This window comes from Ochrobactrum sp. Marseille-Q0166 (genome assembly GCF_014397025.1).
GTDB lineage: Bacteria > Pseudomonadota > Alphaproteobacteria > Rhizobiales > Rhizobiaceae > Brucella.
The window spans coordinates 896,245-915,274 of the sequence record NZ_JACJUO010000001.1; the positions used below are offsets into that span (position 1 = coordinate 896,245).

The window sequence follows — 19,030 nt, forward strand, 5'->3', positions numbered from 1 at the left end:
GAGTTGTCTTATGCGGCTGGTGATCTTTCTAACTCTTATTTCCCTTGCCGGTATAGGCGGGGCGCAAGCGACGCCCACGACAGAAACCATTATAATGATCAGACATGGTGAAAAACCGGAGCAGGGACTTGGGCAATTGAATTGTCGCGGACTTAATCGCTCGCTCAAACTGCCCGCTGTCATAGAAGAAAAATTCGGCAAGCCGGATGTGATCTTTGCCCCTGATCCTGCCGGATTGAAAAAAGACCGGGGTGTGCAATATCCCTATAATCGCCCGCTGTCCACGGTCGAACCAATGGCCATAAAGCTCGGCATACCTGTTGATATTCGCTTTGGTTATAAGGATATAGACCAATTGCAGGATGCGCTTGAGCGATCAGAATATAAGGCATCCACTGTTCTTGTTGCCTGGGAGCACAAGCAGATCGTGAAGCTTGCCAGAAATATTCTGAAGGAGGAGGGAGGCGATGAAGCCTCGGTGTTAAAATGGAATGGCAATGATTTCGATAGTATTTATGTCGTGCGTATCACGCGCGATGGTTCGAAAACCACCGCGCAATTTGAACATCTTAATCAGGGATTGAACAACCAGTCCGATCTTTGCCCAAGCTGATGGACGCTCTCAGTTTACTGCTTTGCAACCAGTGCAATAGCAGCGCGCAATTCATCAAGGCCAAGGCCTTTCTCCGAAGAGGTTGTGATGATACCGGGGAAACAGGCGGCGCGCTTTCTGGTAAGGTTATGCGTTTCTTCTATCAGACGCGGAATGCCGGCGGCCTTGATTTTGTCGATCTTGGTCAGAACGATCTGATAAGAGACCGCTGCTTTATCGAGCAGGTCAAGCACTTCGGCATCGTTCTTCTTGATGCCGTGGCGCGAGTCGATCAGCACATAGACGCGCTTCAAGGTGGTGCGACCACGAAGATAGTCGAATACAAGACGTGTCCAGGCATCAACATGGGCTTTGGGTGCTTCGGCAAAGCCATAGCCGGGCATGTCAACAAGTGCGAGTGGCGGCAAGTCGCCATCTTCACCGGAATAACCATCTGGAACGAAATAGTTGAGTTCCTGTGTGCGGCCTGGGGTGTTGGATGTGCGGGCAAGGCCTTTTTTCCCAACCAGCGCATTGATCAGAGATGATTTGCCGACATTGGAGCGTCCGGCAAATGCTATTTCAACAGGGCCTTCGAGTGGCAGGAATTTCATTGAAGGCACGCCACGGATGAAGATCCACGACTTCTTGAACAGCAGGCGCCCTTCTTCGACCAAAGCCATGTGGGCGGCACGGGTCGCATCTGCTGCTGCCTGAGCGGCGTTGATAGCTGCCTGCTTTTTGTCCTGATCGCTCAAAGGGCTCTTCCTGATCGTGTACTCTAAAGAATACACGCATCACGGTTACGCGCTGCATTGTCAACCGTTCTGGATCGCGGCGCACAAAAAAAGCCCCGCTTGAGCGGGGCTTTTTGTCTTTTTATTTCTTGGCCTCTTTCGGCTTTCGCTTGAAGAGGTCTTTCAGGTTGTCGAAGAGTTCAATCTTCACACCCTGACGCTTCATGATGAAGCCCTGCTGGAGGATCGACAAAGTGTTGTTCCATGCCCAGTAGATCACGAGACCAGCCGGGAACGATGCCAGCATGAAGGTGAAGATGATCGGCATCCAGGTGAAGATCATCGCCTGTGTTGGATCCGGAGGCGTCGGGTTCATGCGCATTTGCAGGAACATGGTGATGCCCATGATGATTGGCCAGGCGCCAATCATGAGGAATGCCGGAACCGCATAAGGCAGGAGGCCAAACAGGTTGAAGATCGATGTTGGATCAGGTGCTGCAAGGTCATGAATCCAGCCAAAGAATGGCGCATGGCGCATTTCGATGGTGACGTAAAGTACCTTATAGAGCGCAAAGAATACCGGAATCTGCACGAGTACCGGCCAGCAGCCTGCTAGAGGATTGATCTTCTCTTCCTTGTAGAGACGCATCATCTCCTGCTGCTGCTTCATCTTGTCATCCGCATATTTCTCACGGATTTCCGTCATCTTTGGCTGCACGAGCTTCATGCGGGCCATCGACTTGTAAGACTTGTTGGCAAGCGGGAAAAACAGGCCCTTGAGAAGAACGGTGACGAGCAGGATAGCAACGCCGAAATTGCCGGAGAACTTGTAGATCCAGTCGATGAGGTAGAACATCGGCTTGGTGATGAAGTAGAACCAGCCCCAGTCGATCAGCAGGTCAAACTGCTTGATGCCAAGACGATCCTGATAGTTCTGGATGTCCTGAACAACCTTTGCACCGGCAAACACGTGGTTCTTGATCGTCTGCGACTGACCGGCATCGATGGTAACCGGCGCGCTCAGAAGATCAGACTGGTAGCGTGGGCGACCATCGGTGAAGTGCGAGAAGCGAGCGGTAAATTTTTCTGTCTGGGGCGGAACGAGTGTCGCTGCCCAGTATTTGTCGGTGATACCGACCCAGCCGCCAACGACGTCCTTGAACGAAATATCCTTGTCGTCTTCGACTTTGGAATATTTGATTTCCTGCAAGCCATCCTGCCCCATGACGCCGATAAGGCCTTCATGGAGAACATAGGTTGCGCTTGCATGTTCAGGCTGATTGAAGCGTGTTACGCGGCCATAGGAGGCCAGCGAAACTGGCGCACCGGTATTGTTGGTGATCGTATCGTCGACTGCGAACATGTAAGCATCGTCAACCGAGATGACGCGCTTGAAGGTGATGTTCTTGTCGTTGGTGTAGGTCAGCGTAACAGGTGTTGACGGTGTCAGCTTGTTGTTGCCTTCGACCGACCAGACGGTGTTCGGGCCGGGAACCTGACCAACAGCTTCATTTCCTGCAAAGCCGAGTTCGACAAAATATCCCTGCTTGAGACCTGATGGAGCAAGCAGTTCAATTTCAGGTGAGTTTGGATCGACCGTTTCACGATATTTCTTGAGAAAAAGATCATCAAGGCGTGCGCCGGTCAGATTGATCGAACCGCGCAGGGAAGGTGTATCGATATCCACGCGCTGCGACTGCGCAACAGCTGCTTCACGGGTCAGCGTTCCAGTTGCGGCTGCACCATCATGCTGGCCTGGAACCGTGCCGGGTGTGCCCGATATCTGTGGAGTATCGCCCTGAGCACCACCCTGTGCGCCGCTTTGGGCGGCTTGCTGGGTCTGGCGCTGCTGCTCCTCAATGCGTGTCTGTTCCCGCTGGGCTTCCGTTTTCGGTCCCAGATAGAATACTTGCCACAGCGTTAGTACGAGGATGGACAGGGCAATGGTTATGAAGAAATTACGATTATTTTCCATCGACGGGTCCTGATTCCGGTCTTTCCGTTCGGCGTTTCTTTTCGCCCCGCCGATCATCCTTGGCTTTAATGCGTTTGGAGAGTTCTGCGGTCAGTTGCGAAAAGGGCGCAGTGAGTGCTTGCTCGCGTGCTACGATCACATAGTCGGTCGAGGCCGCCATGTCACTCCCCACGTGACAACGAACCGCTTCTCGCAACCTGCGACGGATACGATTACGTATCACCGCATTGCCGTTTTTCTTGGTGACAGTGAAGCCTGCGCGGGGCTTTTCGCCAATTTTGGCAGCCGCAGATTCTTCTTCAGACCGTTGCCGGACTTCCAAAAGAAACAGTGGACCACGCCGTTTTTCACCATTCCTTACAGACAAAAACTCCGCTCTCTTGCGAAGGCGGAGTATTTGTTTCTGCTTTTTCATATCTTTATTCACCGCGCTGGTCGCGCGGGAAAAGATTAAGCGGAAAGCCGCTTGCGGCCGCGTGCGCGGCGAGCGGCGAGAACTTTACGACCTGCTGCTGTTGCCATGCGTGCACGGAATCCGTGGCGACGCTTGCGGACGAGATTGGATGGCTGGAAAGTGCGCTTCATTTATTTAATACCGCGGTGTGCGGCCCTTCTTGGTTCTGTCTTTTCGACGAGCATGATCTTGTCTGAAATTCAATTTCAAGTTTCAGGACCAAGCTCAATTGAACAGGAGCGAGTTCTTTTCCCATAAAGCAGGATAGCAGAAGCCATCCATTAACCCTTAAGGGCGAACGTGGTGCGGCTTATAGGGAAAGGGGTACAAAGAGTCAATCGGTCAGCAATAATTCTCGATACGATGCACTCATCACGCATTGCCAAAGCACACCGCGGCGAGGGGTCTTGATCAGACTAAATCATCCCAGAGTTTTTAGCGCGTATCTTGTCTGAAAACCGCTTCACACTTTTCAGGATGCACTCTAATAAGGGTGCGCATCATTTTTACAAGCGGGCATATCCGCAGCAGTCATGAGAGGAGTTCACCATGAGCATCCGTCGTATCGAAGTCGGACCACGTATGAGCCAGGCCGTTGTTCACGGCAATACCGTTTATCTTGCTGGCCAGGTTGGCGAGCCGGGTGCAAGCGTGACCGACCAGACCAAAGCTGTTCTGGCTGAAGTTGATCGTCTGCTGGCAGCTGCTGGTTCCGACAAGTCGAAGATTCTTCAGGCAATCATCTGGCTTGCGGACATGAAAGATTTTGCTGAAATGAACGCAGTCTGGGACAGCTGGGTCGATAAGGCCAATACACCAGCGCGTGCGACCGGTGAAGCGGCACTCGCAACCCCTGATTACAAGGTTGAAATCATCATTACCGCTGCAATCTGATTGATTGCAGTTGTTGGTTGAGAACCCCGCGCAAGCGGGGTTTTTTATTGGCGTATGCGTTCGGAATAGCCTTCGCGATCACCTGCCTGTGCTTTCGCATCAATGGATGCGCGCTGGCGGGCTTCTTCGACGGTGTTGCCATCATTCTTGAGCCATCCATGATCGTGAAGGTAACCGGGCAGATAACCGGACAGCAGAATGCGGTAATCGAAGGGGATGCCGGGATCTAGAAACCGCGCCATCTGAAAAATAATGGTCGTGCAGTTGGTCGTCACCGTGTTGTAGAATTTGGCTTTTTGAGCGAGCTGGTTACCTTGCTCTACGTAAGAGAGAAAGAGCTCTCTCGCCGCTGCTGGCGGAAGATCAATCTCATAACGATAGACATCCTCCTTGCGGACATTGGTGCGCAGGAAAATAATGTCGCTCTCCTCAGCCGCAATCATCGCCAGTTCAAACTCACGGAAGAAACCGCCAATTGGCGAGTAGGATTCGTGATGCTCTTTGCGGATCTCGCCGGAAAAGACGACGTGCCGCCCGTCCTCAAAGCCAAACGACAGGAGCGTGTGCGCGATTGCCGGGCCTGTCCAATAAGAAAGATAAAGATCGACGGATGTTATCTTGTCGAGATTATAGGTTTCATCTTTCCAGACGGGTGTGAAGTCGTTGACCGAGCGCCAGTCAAAATCGCGGACATTATAAAGCGTGACAAGATTGCCATCCACCTTGCCCGTGACCGTACGCGCCACTTCCGGCGCCCAGATGCGGTCGAGTGATGGACGAATGGTTGCCCACCATCCAAGAAATACAAGAGCGAGCAGGCAGAAAAACAGGCGTTTGCGACGGCAATAGAATTGGCGCTCACCTGCAATGACCCACAGTGAAATTACCAGCCATGCAGCAATGATCGACCCTCGTACAGCATTGCCGAAAGGTAACTGGAACCACATTGCAAAGCTGGACCAGAGAGCAAAGACTATAACGAACAAGACAAAGACGAATTTGCCTGCGAAACGAACGGGTCTGGATTTCAGGATAGATGCCATGGATATTCCGTATTCGCTTGCCGCTTCGTTCATCAAAGACGGGGCGATACTGGCATGATTTGTAGCACTATGTCATCGTCTATCCTGTCGGAAAGTCGATTTATCTCTTAGGTTAGAATTCATTGAAGGATATGCGTTACTTATTTCTTCAACAATGTCGCGACTTCAGGTCGGCGTTTTATTTGTTTCCTACCTTTGAAAAGTGGATATGCCACGCGCCATAGCAGAAGTATTGCGACAATTGCCGCATATATTACGGGCTCGGCAGGCCAACTTTTTACTGACATCAGAAAATGGATCGCACCACCTGCAATCGCTACATAGACCAGTTTGTGGAGTACGACCCACCGCCGCCCCAGCTTGCGAATGGACCAGTTATTCGATGTGAGTGCCAAAGGCACAAGAACTGCGAGGCTGACCATGCCGATGGTGATGAACGGTCTTTTGATTATATCTGCGATAAATGCGGAAATGTTGAGTGCCTGATCCAGGACCATATAGACGGCGAAATGCATCAAGACATAATAGAAGGCGAGTAGCCCGAGCGCGCGTCGATAGCGTAACAGGCTGACACCCGTTATTTGGCGGACAGGCGTAATAAGAAGGGTTAAGATCAGAAAGCGCAGAGCCCAGAGACCGAGCATATGCTCGAAACTTTTGATCGGGTCGGCGCCAAGCTGGTAGGTTGCACCGAGATAAAAAGCCCAGACAGCAGGCAGAAAGCCCAGAGCATACAGAACCCAGACCTTTAATTTATTGATATATGCGGATCTGGACTGAGCCGCCATGTCAGTAGTTTTTCCGCAAATCCATACCCGCGTAAAGCGAGGCAACTTCTTCGCCATAACCGTTGAATGGCAAGGTCGGGCGACGACTGGCGCTGAAAAAGCTGCCTTCGCCAATCCGGCGTTCGGTGGCTTGGGACCAGCGAGGATGGTCGACGTCGGGGTTTACATTGGCATAGAAGCCATATTCGTTTGCGGCCTGCTGCTGCCATGATGTGGGCGGTTGCTTTTCCACGAAACTGATCCTGGTGATCGATTTTATGCCCTTGAACCCATATTTCCACGGAGCAACCAGCCGGATGGGTGCGCCATTGGCATTGGGAAGTGTTTCACCATAAAGGCCCACCGAGAGGATCGTCAGCGGATGCATCGCTTCGTCAAGGCGCAAGCCTTCGACATAGGGCCAGTTCAAAGCCTGAAACAAGCCATTTTGCCCGGGCATTTCTTCTGGCCGTACGACACCGGTAAACGCAATATATTTGGCTGATCCCAGCGGTTCGACCTGTTTGAGCAGGCTTGCAAGGGGAAAGCCGATCCATGGAATAACCATCGACCACGCTTCGACACAGCGCATCCGATAGATACGCTCTTCAAGCGGCATCTTTGCGATCAGTTCCCGGATGTCGAATTCTTTGGGCTGTTTGACCAGTCCATCGACTTTTAATCTCCAGGGCAATGGTTTGAAGCTGCCTGAGTTGGCGGCAGGATCACTCTTGTCCGTACCGAATTCATAAAAATTATTATAGGTCGTGACAGAATCTTTGGGCGTCAGCTTCTCATCGACTTTATAGGCGGAAGCGGTGGCTTTGAGCGGCTCGGCAACCGCACCCGATGCAAAGCCTGTCGCAGCAATTGCACCCGCACCAATCAAAAAATCACGCCGACGCAAATAAAGATTTTTTGGCGTCACATCGCCAGAATTAAGGCGGGCAGACGAAAAACGGCCAGGCTTGAAGCTATTCATGTCGGAATCCTCTGTGCCCACTGGTTTTTTCACGCAGGCCAATTGTCGCGCTAAACACGTCAAAAGAATGATTTTTTTGCTACTCGATTATGGTTCACGTGTTGTTGATGTATAAATTAACTGTAACACGAATGTAACAGTCGGTAAGTTTTAGTGTTTTTGTCATATTCTTGCTGAATCTGTGTTGTTAACAGCACCACATTGATCAAACTGGCACGGGTCTTAGCCAGGCCCGGGGGGCTGCCTTAAAACCTTCGTTAACATATAAGTGGCAAGTTGAGCTTATGGTAAAGAAGATGTTTATAGCCGCCATGCTGATGGCGCTTGCAGCAACCACGACCACTGCATTTGCAGAGGGAGAGCTTATGCCTGTGAAGGTTGTAAGCAAATCGCAGGGCATGGCGCTGAACGGCATTTCTGCGTCGATGAAAGATGAAACAGGCGCTCCCCGGCTCGGTGAGGGCGTAACGATGCGTGAAAAGAAAATGAATGTCGAAACAACCCCGGAGCAGAATTTTTCGCGTAGCAAGCGGTTTATCTATCGTTTCTACAAGCCGGAGAATGCCTCCAATGAGCTGATTGTTCTGTTGCATGGCTCGGGCGGCAATGAAGCCAGCCTCGTGCCGATGGCGTCGAAAATCTGGCCGCGTGCCACACTTCTGGGTGTTCGCGGGCGCGTTATGCAGGATGGTGGCACGCGTTGGTACAAACGCATCACGCCGGTCAAGTTCGATCAGAAAGATGTGAAGCTTGAAGCCAATGCATTCGTGACGTTCCTCACCCGTCTTTCTGACGAGAAGGACCTTGATCTGCCACATGCGACATTTGTTGGCTATTCCAATGGTGCAAATCTGTTGGCGGCAACGATGATGTTGCATCCGGATCTGGTCAAGCGTGCAGTGCTGATGCGCTCGATGCCTGTTCTTGATAATGTCCCGGTTGCAAATCTAGGTAAGACACGAGTGCTGACGATTACGGGTCAGGAAGACAAGCTCTATTCGCCATTTGCACCAGCACTGTCAGCGCTGTTGCGCTCCGGTGGAGCGAAGGTTGATGCACGCACCATTGAAGCGGATCATATGCTTGGTGAAAAAGATGCCTCAGCCATCAGTCAGTGGGTCGCTTCGCTCGGTCCAGATGGCGGGCCGACCGTGACGATGAAAGCCAAGTGATAAAAAGGCCCCAATCGGGGCCTTTCACTTAACAAGCCTGTTCAGGTGGTCGTCATGTCTATCACGCCGCAATCGCCGGTTTCAGAGCCGAATGCCAGACGTGTGCCCTGATCGTCCCAGCCCATGCTGGTGATTGCGCTTTTACCGCCACGACGAAGCAGCACTTCTTTCTGGTCGGCAAACCGTACCAGAAGCACCATACCGTCATTATAGCCGATCGCTGCAATTTCTTCGAGCGGATGGCAGGCAACGGATGTTACCATGCTGTCGCCGCGCAAGCCCAGTTCAAGCGGCGCTTTGCCCATAGGGCCATCCTTACCCGAAAATGGCCAGACAATCGCAGCCGGTGCGCCGGAGGTTGCCAGCCACTTGGCCTTGACACTCCAGGACCAGTCTTTGACCTTTGCCGGATAGCCGGTCATGCGCATGTGCTTGGCATCTTCCAGACGCCAGCCATGCAGGGCATTTTCCTGCATGGACGTAATCAGAAAACGATTGTCGGGCGAGAAGACGACACCGATATGGGCGCCTTTCCACTCAAGCTCCACAGGCTTTGCTTCGGTCCCCGGCCAGATCAGTGTCGCGCCATTATAGCGCGCGATCGCGAGACGCTGACCTTTTGGCGCAAAAGCTATGCCTTCAACGCTGCGTTCCTGCTGATATTCCTCAATCTTGCCATTGGATGAGCGGAACCAGGCCGAACGGCCAGACGCAAATGCGACGCTGCCGCTTGGTCCACTTGCAACAGCGGTCATCCATTTGCGCGGAACTTTGGCAAGTTCGGTGACGCTGCCATCTGTGGCAGTCTGACAAACGCGACCATCTTCGCCGCCGGTCAGCAGTGCTTTACCGTCGAAGGTCAGGGTTGCACTGAGAAGTCCGTCATGGGCCGTGCTGGTCTGGTGACCATTGTCCAGCCGATGGATCGTACCATCAGCCAGCGCGAAAAAGGGAATACCCTTGATAAAACGGGCATAGAGACAGTGACCATCAAGGTCGAGTGGGGCAACTGTAGGCATCAGTGTCCAATTTTACTGTGATTGACAGTTTTCAAAACCGGCTTTGAGTTCAGCTGAATCAAGCTGACGTCCGATGAAGACAAGACGGCTTTCATGCTTTTCTTCCGGCTTCCATGCGCGCTGGTGGTCACCTTCGATGATCATGTGAACGCCCTGAACCACATAGCGGTCAGGATCGTCCTTGAATGCAATGATGCCCTTGAGACGCAAAATGTTTGGACCTTGCGTCTGGGTAACATTCTGAATCCATGGGAAGAATTTAGCCGGATCGATCTCGCCAGCGCGCAACGACACCGAAGTAACGGTCACATCATGAATCGGCGAGGCATGGTCATGGTGATGATGGTCGTGCCCATGGTCGTGGTTGCAGTCGGGGCCGCAGCTATGGTCATGATCATGGTGGTGATGGTGATCGTGCCCATGATGATGGTGATGATCATGTCCGTGATCGTGGTCACAATCAGGGCCACACACATGATCCGGATGGTCATGGTCGAGGAAATGCGGATCGTTTTCAAGCGCACGCTTGAGATCGAAAGCGCCGCGATTCAACACGCGATCCAGAGGAATTGCCGAGCGTTCCGTGCGGTGAATGATGGCGTGCGGATTAATGGCGCGAACAGTCGCTTCAACACTGGCCAGTTCTTCCGGTGTCACCAGATCGGTCTTGTTGATCAGCACCACATCGGCAAATGCAATCTGGTCTTCTGCTTCGCGGCTGTCTTTCAGACGCAGCGGAAGGTGCTTGGCATCAACGAGCGCTACAACAGCATCAAGAACCGTTTTGGCACGCACATCGTCATCCATGAAGAATGTCTGTGCAACAGGGACCGGATCGGCAAGGCCAGTGGTTTCAACGATGATCGCATCGAAGCGGCCCGGGCGGCGCATCAACCCCTGCACAACGCGAATCAAATCGCCGCGCACGGTGCAGCAGATGCAGCCATTGTTCATTTCATAGATTTCTTCGTCTGACTCAACAATCAGATCATTGTCGATGCCGATTTCGCCGAATTCGTTGACAATGACAGCATAACGCTTGCCGTGATTTTCGGTGAGGATGCGGTTGAGAAGCGTCGTTTTACCCGATCCAAGATATCCGGTCAGAACGGTAACAGGGATACGACCAGCCTCTGTGCCAGCGTCTGTGGTTGACTTATCCTCAGTATGGGCTTCAGCCTGGCTCATTTTCATGCCTCTTGAGTTGCGGCCTTGCTGGGCGCGTGCAAACGCGCACCATAAAGGCGTCAGATCGGGTATCTCATATAGGGGAAGGTGCTCGGGAATGCTATATGCAATGCTATATTATAACATCGGCTTCAATCACGTTGTTGCCATCTCTTCCGGTTTAAAGCGCTTAAGGTCAAACTGGTCCACATCTTTCAGCAGGTCAATGAAACCCGCGACAGCATGTGCAAGAATTTTCTCACCTGCTTCAGCCGTTGCGGCGGCCGCATTCCCTGCCACACCGTCAGCGTTCAGATCATGCATTTTCCAGCCGAAAGCGTGAGGGCCATAGGCGCGTAAATATTTGAACTCTTTTGCGAAAGCTGACTGTTTGCTCGGAAAGTTTGCAGCCTTCGACATGTCAACCAGATCAGGGCGCAGCGCGAGCATGACCGACGTTTCGATAAATCCACCATGAATATCGAGCGACTTGTCTTCCGGAGTAATCAATCCTTCCGGTAGACCGAAACGGGTCCAGCTTGTCGCCACCGCCAGCATATCAAGGCGCGTGCGAAGCTCGGTCGCAACGATGGTCATCAGCGGTGAGTTGCCACCGTGGGCATTGAGCATCACCAGTTTGCGAATGCCACCTGCATGAAGGTTTTCACCCATTCCGATCCATTGATTGACGGCTTCCGAGAAAGCAAGGCTTTGGGTGCCCTCGACGTCCATGTGCTCAATGGAATAGCCGACCGGCTGGGCCGGCAGAAAGTTGACGTTGAGATCAGATGGCAATGCTTCGTTGACGCGTGCGACTATGCCTTCAGCGATGATCGTGTCTGTTTCAAATGGCAGATGAGGGCCATGCTGCTCATGCGCACCGAGTGGCAGGACGACAATCATATTGCTGTTCTGGTCGCGCAGGTCGGTCATGCTGGTCTCCATGCTGATTATGCCTAAATTATTGTTCTCAAGCGTAATGATGATCGAATAAAACAGCAACCGTTTGTCTGTTTCCGACATTCGCGCCCTGCACATATCGAAGATATTTCATGTTCACTGCGGCAAATTTACTTTGTGGCTGCAATGTCTACATTAACCTGTTGCTGGTGCTTGCAGCTTCATACGGCAGACAATATCCTGCTATAGGCTGCACTTTATTAGTTTATGGCCAATGGTGAGGTCGCGATGAGTAAGGACAAAAAGGCAGAGACGCTTTACCGGCTGCAATCGGTAGCGCGTCTCACAAGAACCGTGCTTGCCACACGTCTGCTCGAACTGGGTCTTTATGCCGGTCAGGATGCGGTAATGCTGCAGCTTGCATCAGAAGATGGTTTGCCGCCAGGCATTCTGGCTCAGCGCCTTGGTGTTCGCCCGCCGACCGTTACCAAGACCATCACGCGACTGCAAACGCAGGGCTTCGTCACAAAAAAGGCTTCAGAGACGGATCAGCGTCAATCGCATGTTTTTCTTACGCCGCAGGGCGTGGAGGCGATCAAGATTATCGAGAAGTCTATTCGCAAGACTGAAAAAGACATGCTCAAAGGCCTGGATAAAAAAGAGCGCAAGGCATTTCTCAAAATGCTCACCCGTCTGGAAAATAACCTGACGGCTCGTGGCGCGGCCCGCATGTCTGACGCGTTGGACAAGGAAGTTATTGAGGATGAAGATGTGGAATGAGCGCAAGGCCATAAAAGCCGCGCTGAAAAAACTTTCAATTCAATGATTGCAATGGCATAACCAATTGAAATGGGATTGCCGCTTCTTTAATTGAAATGATTTGAAGCCTTTCCTGTTGTGATTGATGCAAGATCATTTCGGGGAGGCGATTTGGCTCAGAAAATCAAGCTATCGACCATCGCAGATGCGCTTGGTGTTTCGACGGCCACGGTTTCGCTGGCATTGCGTGACAGTCCGCTTGTTGCCGACCAGACCCGTGACAAGATCAAGGAACATGCCCGCGCTATCGGTTATATTTATAATCGGCGTGCGGCTAGTCTGCGTACTTCGCGCTCAGGCATTGTGGGCGTTGTGGTTCATGATATCATGAACCCGTTCTTCGCCGAGATTTTGCGGTCGATTGAAACGGAACTGGACCGTTCGCGCCAGACATTCATCCTGTCTAACCATTATGATCAGCTGGAAAAACAGCGCACCTTTATGGATACGCTGTTACAGCTTGGTGCGGATGGTGTCATCATGTCACCAGCCATCGGTACGCCACCAGAGGACATTCAACTTGCCGAAGATAATGGCTTGCCGGTTGTGCTGATCGCGCGTGACGTTGAAGGCGTTCATGCGCCCGTTTTCCGCGGTGATGATGCCTATGGTATCGGCCTTGCAACCAACCATTTGATTTCGCTCGGGCATACCAGAATTGCCATGATCGGCGGCACGGATCAGACCTCAACAGGCCGTGATCGTTATCAGGGCTATTTGCAGGCGATGCAGAAAGCCGGACTCGAAGTAAAACCCGAATGGCGCATTGCAGGTCCGCGTACCAAGCAGGCCGGTTTTGAGGTTGCGCCGCAGTTTCTTGCACTCAAAGACAAACCCACGGCGGCTGTATGCTGGAATGATTTGTCGGCCATTGGTCTGATGAACGGTATCGCGCGCGCGGGCCTTGTGCCGGGCGAAGATATTTCCGTCACCGGCTATGACGATCTGGAAGAAGCGGCCATTGCAACGCCCGCACTGACGACGGTTTGGAACGGCCAGCGCGAAGTCGGTCGCCGTGCTGCTCGCGCTCTTCTTGATCAGCTGAATGGCGTTGAGGTTTCGCACGATCAGGAACTGATCAAGCCGGAGCTGCATATCCGGCAATCGACATCCAAGCCTAAAAATCTCTGATCCCAAACACAATGAATGAACGATCTTTGATGGTTTGTTGAAGTCTGCATGAACATAAGGAAGCTGGCATGAGTGAACGTGAAGCGACCATTCTGGTGCTTGGCAATTTCAACGAATATGCCGTGCAGCGGCTTTCGGACGAATTCCGGGTCAAGCGCGTTCCAAAAGGTGATGCAACATTGGTTGAACCAAGCTGGGCCAAAGATGTTAAAGGCATCGCCAGTATGTCTACAGTCAATGCCGGACTGATCGACGCGCTGCCAAACCTTGAAATCATTGGTAATTTCGGGGTTGGCTATGATGCTGTTGATGCCAAGCATGCTGCAATCAAAGGCGTGATGGTCACCAATACACCAGATGTCCTGACCGATGAAGTGGCGGATACGACCATTGGCCTGCTGATCGATACTGTGCGTGAGTTGTCAAAATCGCAGGAGTTTTTGCGTTCTGGTGAGTGGGTTAAGCAGGGCCGGTATCCGCTTTCGAAATTGTCACTGCGCGGTCGCAAGGTTGGCATTTTCGGCCTTGGCCGTATTGGCAAAGCGGTCGCGCACCGCATTGAAGCATTTGGTCTACCGATTTCTTATCATAACCGCCGCAAAGCCGATGATGTGCATTATACCTATTATCCAAGCCTTCTTGAGCTTGCTAAAGCGGTTGATACGCTTATTCTGGTCGCACCCGGTGGCGCGGAAACTGAAAAGGCCGTCAATGCGGACGTACTTGACGCGCTCGGATCAGATGGCGTTCTGATTAATATTGGTCGTGGTTCTGTTGTTGACGAAGATGCTTTGGCGCTTGCTCTGAAGAATGGCACGATTGCTGCTGCTGGCCTTGATGTGTTTGCCAATGAGCCAAATGTGCCGCAGGCGCTTCTTGATGCGCCGAATACGGTTTTGTTGCCGCATATTGGCTCCGCATCGGAAAAGACACGTCAGGATATGGCCGATCTCGTCATCGACAACCTGATTTCATGGTTCGACAAAGGCGAAGCTCTGACGCCCGTGCCGGAAACCGTGCATTTGAAGAAGGTTTGATAAGGTCAGATTGCTGATCTGACTGAATTAGAGCGGCGCTCCAGCTTTTCGTATTTTAGGCATAGTCTTATAAACCCTCGTTTTATTCCAGTTCGATTATGCTCTATGCTGTGAGCTGCGCCTTGTGAGCACGCACAGCTTCACCAAAGGCTTCAAAAATCTTGCGTGAGGGCGCATCCGACTGAACCCAGTATTCCGGGTGCCACTGAACACCGACGACAAAACCCTTTGCATTTTTGACTGAGACGGCTTCAATCGTGCCGTCTTCTGCTGTGGCTTCAACAGCCAGGACGGGGGCAAGTTTATCGATGGCCTGACGATGAACTGAATTGACCTTGACGTCATCGGTTTTCAATATCTCCGCCAAACACGAGTTCGGTGCGATCTTGATAGCATGCTGAATGGCAAAGCGTTCGGCCTGAATGTCCGACTCTGGTGCCCGGTGGTCCATACGGCCTTCCAGTTCCTGAATTTCGGTGGCCAGCGTGCCACCCAAAGCCACGTTCAGTTCCTGAATACCACGGCAAATCGCCAGAACGGGAATACCTTTATTGATTGCTGCACGGATGAGGGGGAGCGATGTTGCATCGCGCGCATTATCATATGGCTCGAAAGCCGCACTTTGTTCGACGCCATAAAGCTCTGGATTTACGTTTGATTTCGCGCCAGTCACCAGCAAGCCATCCACGCCATCAAGAATAGCCTCAATGTCGATCTTGTCGCCAAAGCTTGGTACGAGAAGCGGCGTAACCTCTGCAACGTCAATGGCCGCAGCGAGATATTGTTCAGGGGCTGAATGCCAAATGTAGTTTTCAAATGGCTTCACATCGGTAGGGACAGCGATGAGGGGGCGGGTCTTTTGTGCCATGGTCGAATGGATCCAGCTTGGGCCTTTGGTTTTGCTTTTTTAATGCGCGATCGTATGGCGCGCAATCTGCAAGCAGAATACTGTGTTGTCGCGGAGGTTTTTTACCTCCTTCTTTTGACATAAAGCCGTTGCAGCTTTAGAGCGCATTCGATCAGATAATTTCTATAAGTCATTGTTTTAAAAATAATATTTTTTAAGAAACCATTTTTCACTTTTCGGGATGGGCTGTAACGCACAAAGCATACATTTTGTGACGGATGTAGCCCGACCTGATGAAGTATGCGCTGCTTTTGATGAAGCGGATAGTCTTTTAGTCCAATAGATGCAGTTTTTAAAATGCTGGGGTTGCACGTGCCTTGCGTGTAAGGAAATACGACGTACGATATATTTGAGCATATGCCGGGCGTGATTGTTTCGGTTACTTTTGCTGCTCAAGATGTTGGCATCGGGTCAATGCTATAATGTCAGGGTTGTTTCCGACCCGAATCAAAGAGCACCAACTTTCCGGGCCATTGTTGGCTGATCTTTAGGGTGTTCATTCCATCAAGTGCGCTGGTGAGTTGCAATATATTGAGGGCGCCGTTCTTGTGCACGCTTCAGAAGTCAGCCGCTCTATGATAGGCTGGGTTATTACAGTCGATAGCGATCATTAAATCTAAAAAACCTCATCTTATCGAAATAGTTGAGGCAGAGTTTTCCTCTGAATTTTCTTTTATTCATAGAGTTTTTAAACGAAAAAGCTTTTAAACTAGGTGAAATCAGAATGTAGTTCGTCGAAATGATTTCTTCGGGGACGTTTTTTTAGCTCATAACCGAATGAAAAATGCATGCAGCAACAGATGAACATCTGGTTGGTTCAGCCTCGAAGTATATTTTTAAAATGCAAATTGAAGCCATCTTGGTTTGCTTAATAATAATGTAATTACATCTTATGGTAGTTGTAATAACAGCTTGTGGTTTAGTTTCGAGAAAGGTATTTTTAAAGGATTAGTGGCATATTCCCCCCTAGGAAAAGGGGTGTAATCAACGAAATGTGGCGTAGCCTTCAACCAGACATGCCTATTGACGTACGACTGTCGTTTTTGCGTTCGCTTTACGGCAATCGAACGACATTGTGGTTTGGCTTGCTCGCTCATGTCGTAGCATGTGTCGTGATCTATGTTAAAACGGCTGATTGGAGATTTCTGGGTTTTGCAGCTTTTTTTACAATAGTGGCCCTTGGTCGTCTTTATGACATGCATAAATTTGATCAGGCAAAACTTGGTCATTTATCTCATTCAGATCTGGATAAATGGGAAGCAAGATATCTGGTGGGGGCATCATTGGTGTGCACCACGCTGGGGATGTTATGTTTTTTCTCCAGCTATGTTTTGCGCGACTCGTTTGCGGAACTGGCAAGCTTGACCATTTTGTTGGCTTCGGTCGTTTCAATTGTCGGGCGTAACTATGCCTCTGCCAAGGCGGTCATATTAATGTCCGCTTGCACATTGATCCCGGTTTTAGCCGGCTTGATTCTCGCTGGCACGCCGTTTCATGTTGTGATCGGTCTTTTATTGATCCCTTATTTCTTGTCCAATATTCAGATGGCAAATGGGCTACGAGAATTTTTGTTTGCCGCAGTTATGGGAAAAAGACGCCTCTCTGTCGTTGCGGGGAGGTTCGATGCTGCTCTCAACAACATGCCGCAGGGCTTGCTTATGTTTGATGCCCAGCAGCGGATAGCAGTGATCAATCACAAGACAAAAGCCCTGCTCAAGATTGCCGAACATACGAAACTAAGAGGTCGCAGACTGGAAGTCTTGCTTCGTTACTGTGCCAAGCAGGGCTTATTTCCGCACAACGATCTCAACAGCATTAGAACGCGAATGCAGGATCTATTGTCCGGGCGGAAGTCACGCGATATTCTGCAGCTTTCAGATGATCGTTATATTGAGTGTGTCGGAAATCAGACATCAAATGCTGGTGTCGTCCTGATGTTTGAGGATGTAACGCAACGGGTGGAATCCGAGGCGCGTATTCAGCACATGGCGAGATTTGACGGTCTGACCGGTCTTGCGAACCGGAATTATTTCGAGACAATGGTGCGCTCTTTACGGGCGCATCAGGCGCAAGACAGCTTTGCTGCATTGATTGTCATCGATATTAATCACTTCAAGCACGTCAACGATACGCTTGGGCACCACGTCGGTGATGTGTTTTTACGGCTTTTCGCACAACGACTGAATTCTCTCGATCCAGAGCGTTTTGTAGCATCGCGTTTCGGTGGCGATGAATTTGTTCTGTTTGTTTTTAACTTGCGCGGCGACGACGAAATACCGGAAGTCATGCAGCATGTTATTTCAATGACCAGTGGCCTTTATGATCTAAATGGTGATCAAATTCATATTGAGATCAGTGCCGGTGTCGCAACTGAACGCATCGATAAATGTGATGTTGCAAGCATGCACATGAATGCTGATCTCGCTCTTTATGAAGCCAAGAGTGAAGAGGGTAAACAATGGGCGCTCTTTGTCGGGGCGATGGATACGAAGTATCGTGGTCGGCAAAAATTAAAGGCAGATCTTCGGCTCGCTATTGAAAACCAAGAAATTAAAGTTGTTTATCAACCAATTGTAAGCGCGCAGTCGTTGCGTATTGTGGCTTATGAAGCACTCGCGCGCTGGGAGCACTCAGAGCTGGGTCCCGTCCCACCGGCGGAGTTCATTCCGCTCGCAGAAGAGATCGGTATTATTTCCCAAATAACTCGCTTCATGCTCAATCAGGCTTGTCTGGACTGTACCTCCTGGGGTGATCGCATCGGTGTTTCGGTCAACCTGTCGGCTATCGATCTTAAGAATAGCGATATTACACGCGATATCGCCAATGCTTTGCAAAAGTCTGGTCTTCCAGCGAGGCAGTTGGAAGTAGAGGTCACTGAAAGTGCAATCATTGCTGACCGAAATCAGACATCACTCGTTTTGCAGAGATTGAAAAATGCAGGAATTAATATCGCGCTTGATGATTTTGGGACCGGCTATTCCAGTCTGAGTTATTTGAACAGCTTGCCGCTAACCAAAGTTAAAATCGATAGATCCTTTGTGCAGGACATTACGACCGATCGTCGATCCCTGATGCTTTTGCGTGGTGTAACGCAACTTTCTCACGAATTGGGTTTGGCGGTTACAGTCGAGGGAGTCGAAACCGAGGAGCAGCTTGCACTTGTTCGTGTGGCTGCCGGAGCAGATCTTGTGCAGGGGTATTTACTTGGCAAGCCCATGCCTGTTGCCGAAATCAGAACGTCTTCTGCGAGGGCCATCGTACATCATGATACAGGCCACACGGTCGTTTGATGTTACTTACAACCAAGAAGCTGTCGTCCAAAAAATAACGCCAAAATCGCCAACAAATATTAGTGACTTTTATCATGCAACGAAAGATGTTGATATATCGCATCATGCCTAAATGGGAAAATATATAAATATTGTATTTTATAT

At 50.8% G+C, this 19,030-nt stretch carries 18 protein-coding genes; 7 read left to right on the forward strand and 11 right to left on the reverse strand.

Going from position 1 to position 19,030, the window contains the following annotated elements; translation table 11 throughout:
- Positions 1 to 10: 10 nt before the first annotated feature.
- Positions 11 to 613: a hypothetical protein gene (locus H5024_RS04275; RefSeq protein ID WP_187544179.1), complete on the forward strand. Its 603-nt coding sequence runs from the start codon at positions 11 to 13 to the stop codon at positions 611 to 613.
- Positions 614 to 627: 14 nt separating this feature from the next.
- Here the strand turns inward: H5024_RS04275 and yihA are convergent, their stop codons facing one another.
- The 4 genes from yihA to rpmH form a co-directional block, all read right to left on the reverse strand.
- Positions 628 to 1,275, reverse strand: coding sequence for a ribosome biogenesis GTP-binding protein YihA/YsxC (yihA, locus tag H5024_RS04280; RefSeq protein WP_187546588.1), 648 nt, complete (start codon positions 1,273 to 1,275; stop codon positions 628 to 630).
- A 196-nt stretch (positions 1,276 to 1,471) separates the two neighbouring features.
- The gene (yidC, locus tag H5024_RS04285) at positions 1,472 to 3,304 is read right to left on the reverse strand and encodes a membrane protein insertase YidC (protein WP_187544180.1); all 1,833 of its coding nucleotides are present in this window, start codon (positions 3,302 to 3,304) and stop codon (positions 1,472 to 1,474) included.
- Entirely contained in the window at positions 3,294 to 3,719 is a 426-nt protein-coding gene (gene rnpA, locus H5024_RS04290) for a ribonuclease P protein component (RefSeq protein WP_187544181.1), read from the reverse strand. The genes yidC and rnpA overlap by 11 nt, the downstream gene beginning before the upstream one ends.
- A gap of 35 nt (positions 3,720 to 3,754) precedes the next feature.
- A complete protein-coding gene (gene rpmH / locus H5024_RS04295; RefSeq protein ID WP_187544182.1) occupies positions 3,755 to 3,889 on the reverse strand; it encodes a 50S ribosomal protein L34 in 135 nt (44 codons plus the stop codon).
- A 418-nt stretch (positions 3,890 to 4,307) separates the two neighbouring features.
- On the opposite strand from rpmH, the gene H5024_RS04300 reads away from it, so the two are divergent.
- A complete protein-coding gene (locus H5024_RS04300; RefSeq protein WP_007876378.1) occupies positions 4,308 to 4,652 on the forward strand; it encodes a RidA family protein in 345 nt (114 codons plus the stop codon).
- Positions 4,653 to 4,696: 44 nt separating this feature from the next.
- Here the strand turns inward: H5024_RS04300 and H5024_RS04305 are convergent, their stop codons facing one another.
- The 3 genes from H5024_RS04305 to msrP all read right to left on the reverse strand — a co-directional run bounded on the left by H5024_RS04305 (position 4,697) and on the right by msrP (position 7,444).
- On the reverse strand, positions 4,697 to 5,695 hold the full coding sequence (locus H5024_RS04305) for a DUF4105 domain-containing protein (RefSeq protein WP_187544183.1): 999 nt from the start codon (positions 5,693 to 5,695) through the stop codon (positions 4,697 to 4,699).
- Between the two features lie 140 nt (positions 5,696 to 5,835).
- Complete coding sequence (msrQ, locus tag H5024_RS04310) at positions 5,836 to 6,483, reverse strand: protein-methionine-sulfoxide reductase heme-binding subunit MsrQ (protein ID WP_187544184.1); 648 nt, start codon at positions 6,481 to 6,483, stop codon at positions 5,836 to 5,838.
- A 1-nt stretch (position 6,484) separates the two neighbouring features.
- Positions 6,485 to 7,444, reverse strand: a complete 960-nt coding sequence (gene msrP, locus H5024_RS04315) for a protein-methionine-sulfoxide reductase catalytic subunit MsrP (RefSeq protein ID WP_187544185.1) — start codon at positions 7,442 to 7,444, stop codon at positions 6,485 to 6,487.
- Between the two features lie 284 nt (positions 7,445 to 7,728).
- Here msrP and H5024_RS04320 point away from each other — a divergent pair, with 284 nt between their 5' ends.
- Positions 7,729 to 8,616, forward strand: a complete 888-nt coding sequence (locus H5024_RS04320) for an alpha/beta hydrolase (protein WP_187544186.1) — start codon at positions 7,729 to 7,731, stop codon at positions 8,614 to 8,616.
- A 41-nt stretch (positions 8,617 to 8,657) separates the two neighbouring features.
- Here the strand turns inward: H5024_RS04320 and H5024_RS04325 are convergent, their stop codons facing one another.
- The 3 genes from H5024_RS04325 to H5024_RS04335 form a co-directional block, all read right to left on the reverse strand.
- On the reverse strand, positions 8,658 to 9,635 hold the full coding sequence (locus tag H5024_RS04325) for a WD40 repeat domain-containing protein (RefSeq protein WP_187544187.1): 978 nt from the start codon (positions 9,633 to 9,635) through the stop codon (positions 8,658 to 8,660).
- A gap of 12 nt (positions 9,636 to 9,647) precedes the next feature.
- The gene (locus tag H5024_RS04330; protein ID WP_187544188.1) at positions 9,648 to 10,823 is read right to left on the reverse strand and encodes a GTP-binding protein; all 1,176 of its coding nucleotides are present in this window, start codon (positions 10,821 to 10,823) and stop codon (positions 9,648 to 9,650) included.
- 135 nt (positions 10,824 to 10,958) lie between these two features.
- Positions 10,959 to 11,735, reverse strand: a complete 777-nt coding sequence (locus H5024_RS04335; RefSeq protein ID WP_187546590.1) for a creatininase family protein — start codon at positions 11,733 to 11,735, stop codon at positions 10,959 to 10,961.
- 255 nt (positions 11,736 to 11,990) lie between these two features.
- On the opposite strand from H5024_RS04335, the gene H5024_RS04340 reads away from it, so the two are divergent.
- From H5024_RS04340 to H5024_RS04350, 3 genes are all read left to right on the forward strand, one after another.
- Positions 11,991 to 12,482 carry a MarR family transcriptional regulator gene (locus H5024_RS04340; RefSeq protein ID WP_187544189.1) on the forward strand — a complete coding sequence of 164 codons (492 nt, stop codon included), beginning with the start codon at positions 11,991 to 11,993 and terminating at the stop codon, positions 12,480 to 12,482.
- A gap of 150 nt (positions 12,483 to 12,632) precedes the next feature.
- A complete protein-coding gene (locus tag H5024_RS04345; RefSeq protein WP_187544190.1) occupies positions 12,633 to 13,652 on the forward strand; it encodes a LacI family DNA-binding transcriptional regulator in 1,020 nt (339 codons plus the stop codon).
- Between the two features lie 68 nt (positions 13,653 to 13,720).
- On the forward strand, positions 13,721 to 14,689 hold the full coding sequence (locus H5024_RS04350; protein ID WP_187544191.1) for a 2-hydroxyacid dehydrogenase: 969 nt from the start codon (positions 13,721 to 13,723) through the stop codon (positions 14,687 to 14,689).
- A 103-nt stretch (positions 14,690 to 14,792) separates the two neighbouring features.
- On the opposite strand, the gene H5024_RS04355 is transcribed toward H5024_RS04350, so the two are convergent.
- The gene (locus H5024_RS04355; protein ID WP_187546593.1) at positions 14,793 to 15,569 is read right to left on the reverse strand and encodes a gamma-glutamyl-gamma-aminobutyrate hydrolase family protein; all 777 of its coding nucleotides are present in this window, start codon (positions 15,567 to 15,569) and stop codon (positions 14,793 to 14,795) included.
- A gap of 1,019 nt (positions 15,570 to 16,588) precedes the next feature.
- On the opposite strand from H5024_RS04355, the gene H5024_RS04360 reads away from it, so the two are divergent.
- On the forward strand, positions 16,589 to 18,886 hold the full coding sequence (locus tag H5024_RS04360) for an EAL domain-containing protein (RefSeq protein ID WP_187544192.1): 2,298 nt from the start codon (positions 16,589 to 16,591) through the stop codon (positions 18,884 to 18,886).
- Positions 18,887 to 19,030: the final 144 nt, after the last annotated feature.

Excerpts from the sequence above, each read along its gene's own strand:
- H5024_RS04320 (WP_187544186.1), top strand. The coding sequence starts at position 7,729 with ATGGTAAAGAAGATGTTTATAGCCGCCATGCTGATGGCGCTTGCAGCA.
- H5024_RS04340 (WP_187544189.1), top strand. The coding sequence starts at position 11,991 with ATGAGTAAGGACAAAAAGGCAGAGACGCTTTACCGGCTGCAATCGGTA.
- msrP (WP_187544185.1), bottom strand. The coding sequence starts at position 7,444 with ATGAATAGCTTCAAGCCTGGCCGTTTTTCGTCTGCCCGCCTTAATTCT.
- H5024_RS04335 (WP_187546590.1), bottom strand. The coding sequence starts at position 11,735 with ATGACCGACCTGCGCGACCAGAACAGCAATATGATTGTCGTCCTGCCA.
- msrQ (WP_187544184.1), bottom strand. The coding sequence starts at position 6,483 with ATGGCGGCTCAGTCCAGATCCGCATATATCAATAAATTAAAGGTCTGG.
- yidC (WP_187544180.1), bottom strand. The coding sequence starts at position 3,304 with ATGGAAAATAATCGTAATTTCTTCATAACCATTGCCCTGTCCATCCTC.
- H5024_RS04330 (WP_187544188.1), bottom strand. The coding sequence starts at position 10,823 with ATGAGCCAGGCTGAAGCCCATACTGAGGATAAGTCAACCACAGACGCT.
- yihA (WP_187546588.1), bottom strand. The coding sequence starts at position 1,275 with ATGGCTTTGGTCGAAGAAGGGCGCCTGCTGTTCAAGAAGTCGTGGATC.
- H5024_RS04350 (WP_187544191.1), top strand. The coding sequence starts at position 13,721 with ATGAGTGAACGTGAAGCGACCATTCTGGTGCTTGGCAATTTCAACGAA.
- H5024_RS04300 (WP_007876378.1), top strand. The coding sequence starts at position 4,308 with ATGAGCATCCGTCGTATCGAAGTCGGACCACGTATGAGCCAGGCCGTT.
- H5024_RS04325 (WP_187544187.1), bottom strand. The coding sequence starts at position 9,635 with ATGCCTACAGTTGCCCCACTCGACCTTGATGGTCACTGTCTCTATGCC.
- rnpA (WP_187544181.1), bottom strand. The coding sequence starts at position 3,719 with ATGAAAAAGCAGAAACAAATACTCCGCCTTCGCAAGAGAGCGGAGTTT.
- rpmH (WP_187544182.1), bottom strand. The coding sequence starts at position 3,889 with ATGAAGCGCACTTTCCAGCCATCCAATCTCGTCCGCAAGCGTCGCCAC.
- H5024_RS04275 (WP_187544179.1), top strand. The coding sequence starts at position 11 with ATGCGGCTGGTGATCTTTCTAACTCTTATTTCCCTTGCCGGTATAGGC.
- H5024_RS04360 (WP_187544192.1), top strand. The coding sequence starts at position 16,589 with ATGTGGCGTAGCCTTCAACCAGACATGCCTATTGACGTACGACTGTCG.
- H5024_RS04305 (WP_187544183.1), bottom strand. The coding sequence starts at position 5,695 with ATGGCATCTATCCTGAAATCCAGACCCGTTCGTTTCGCAGGCAAATTC.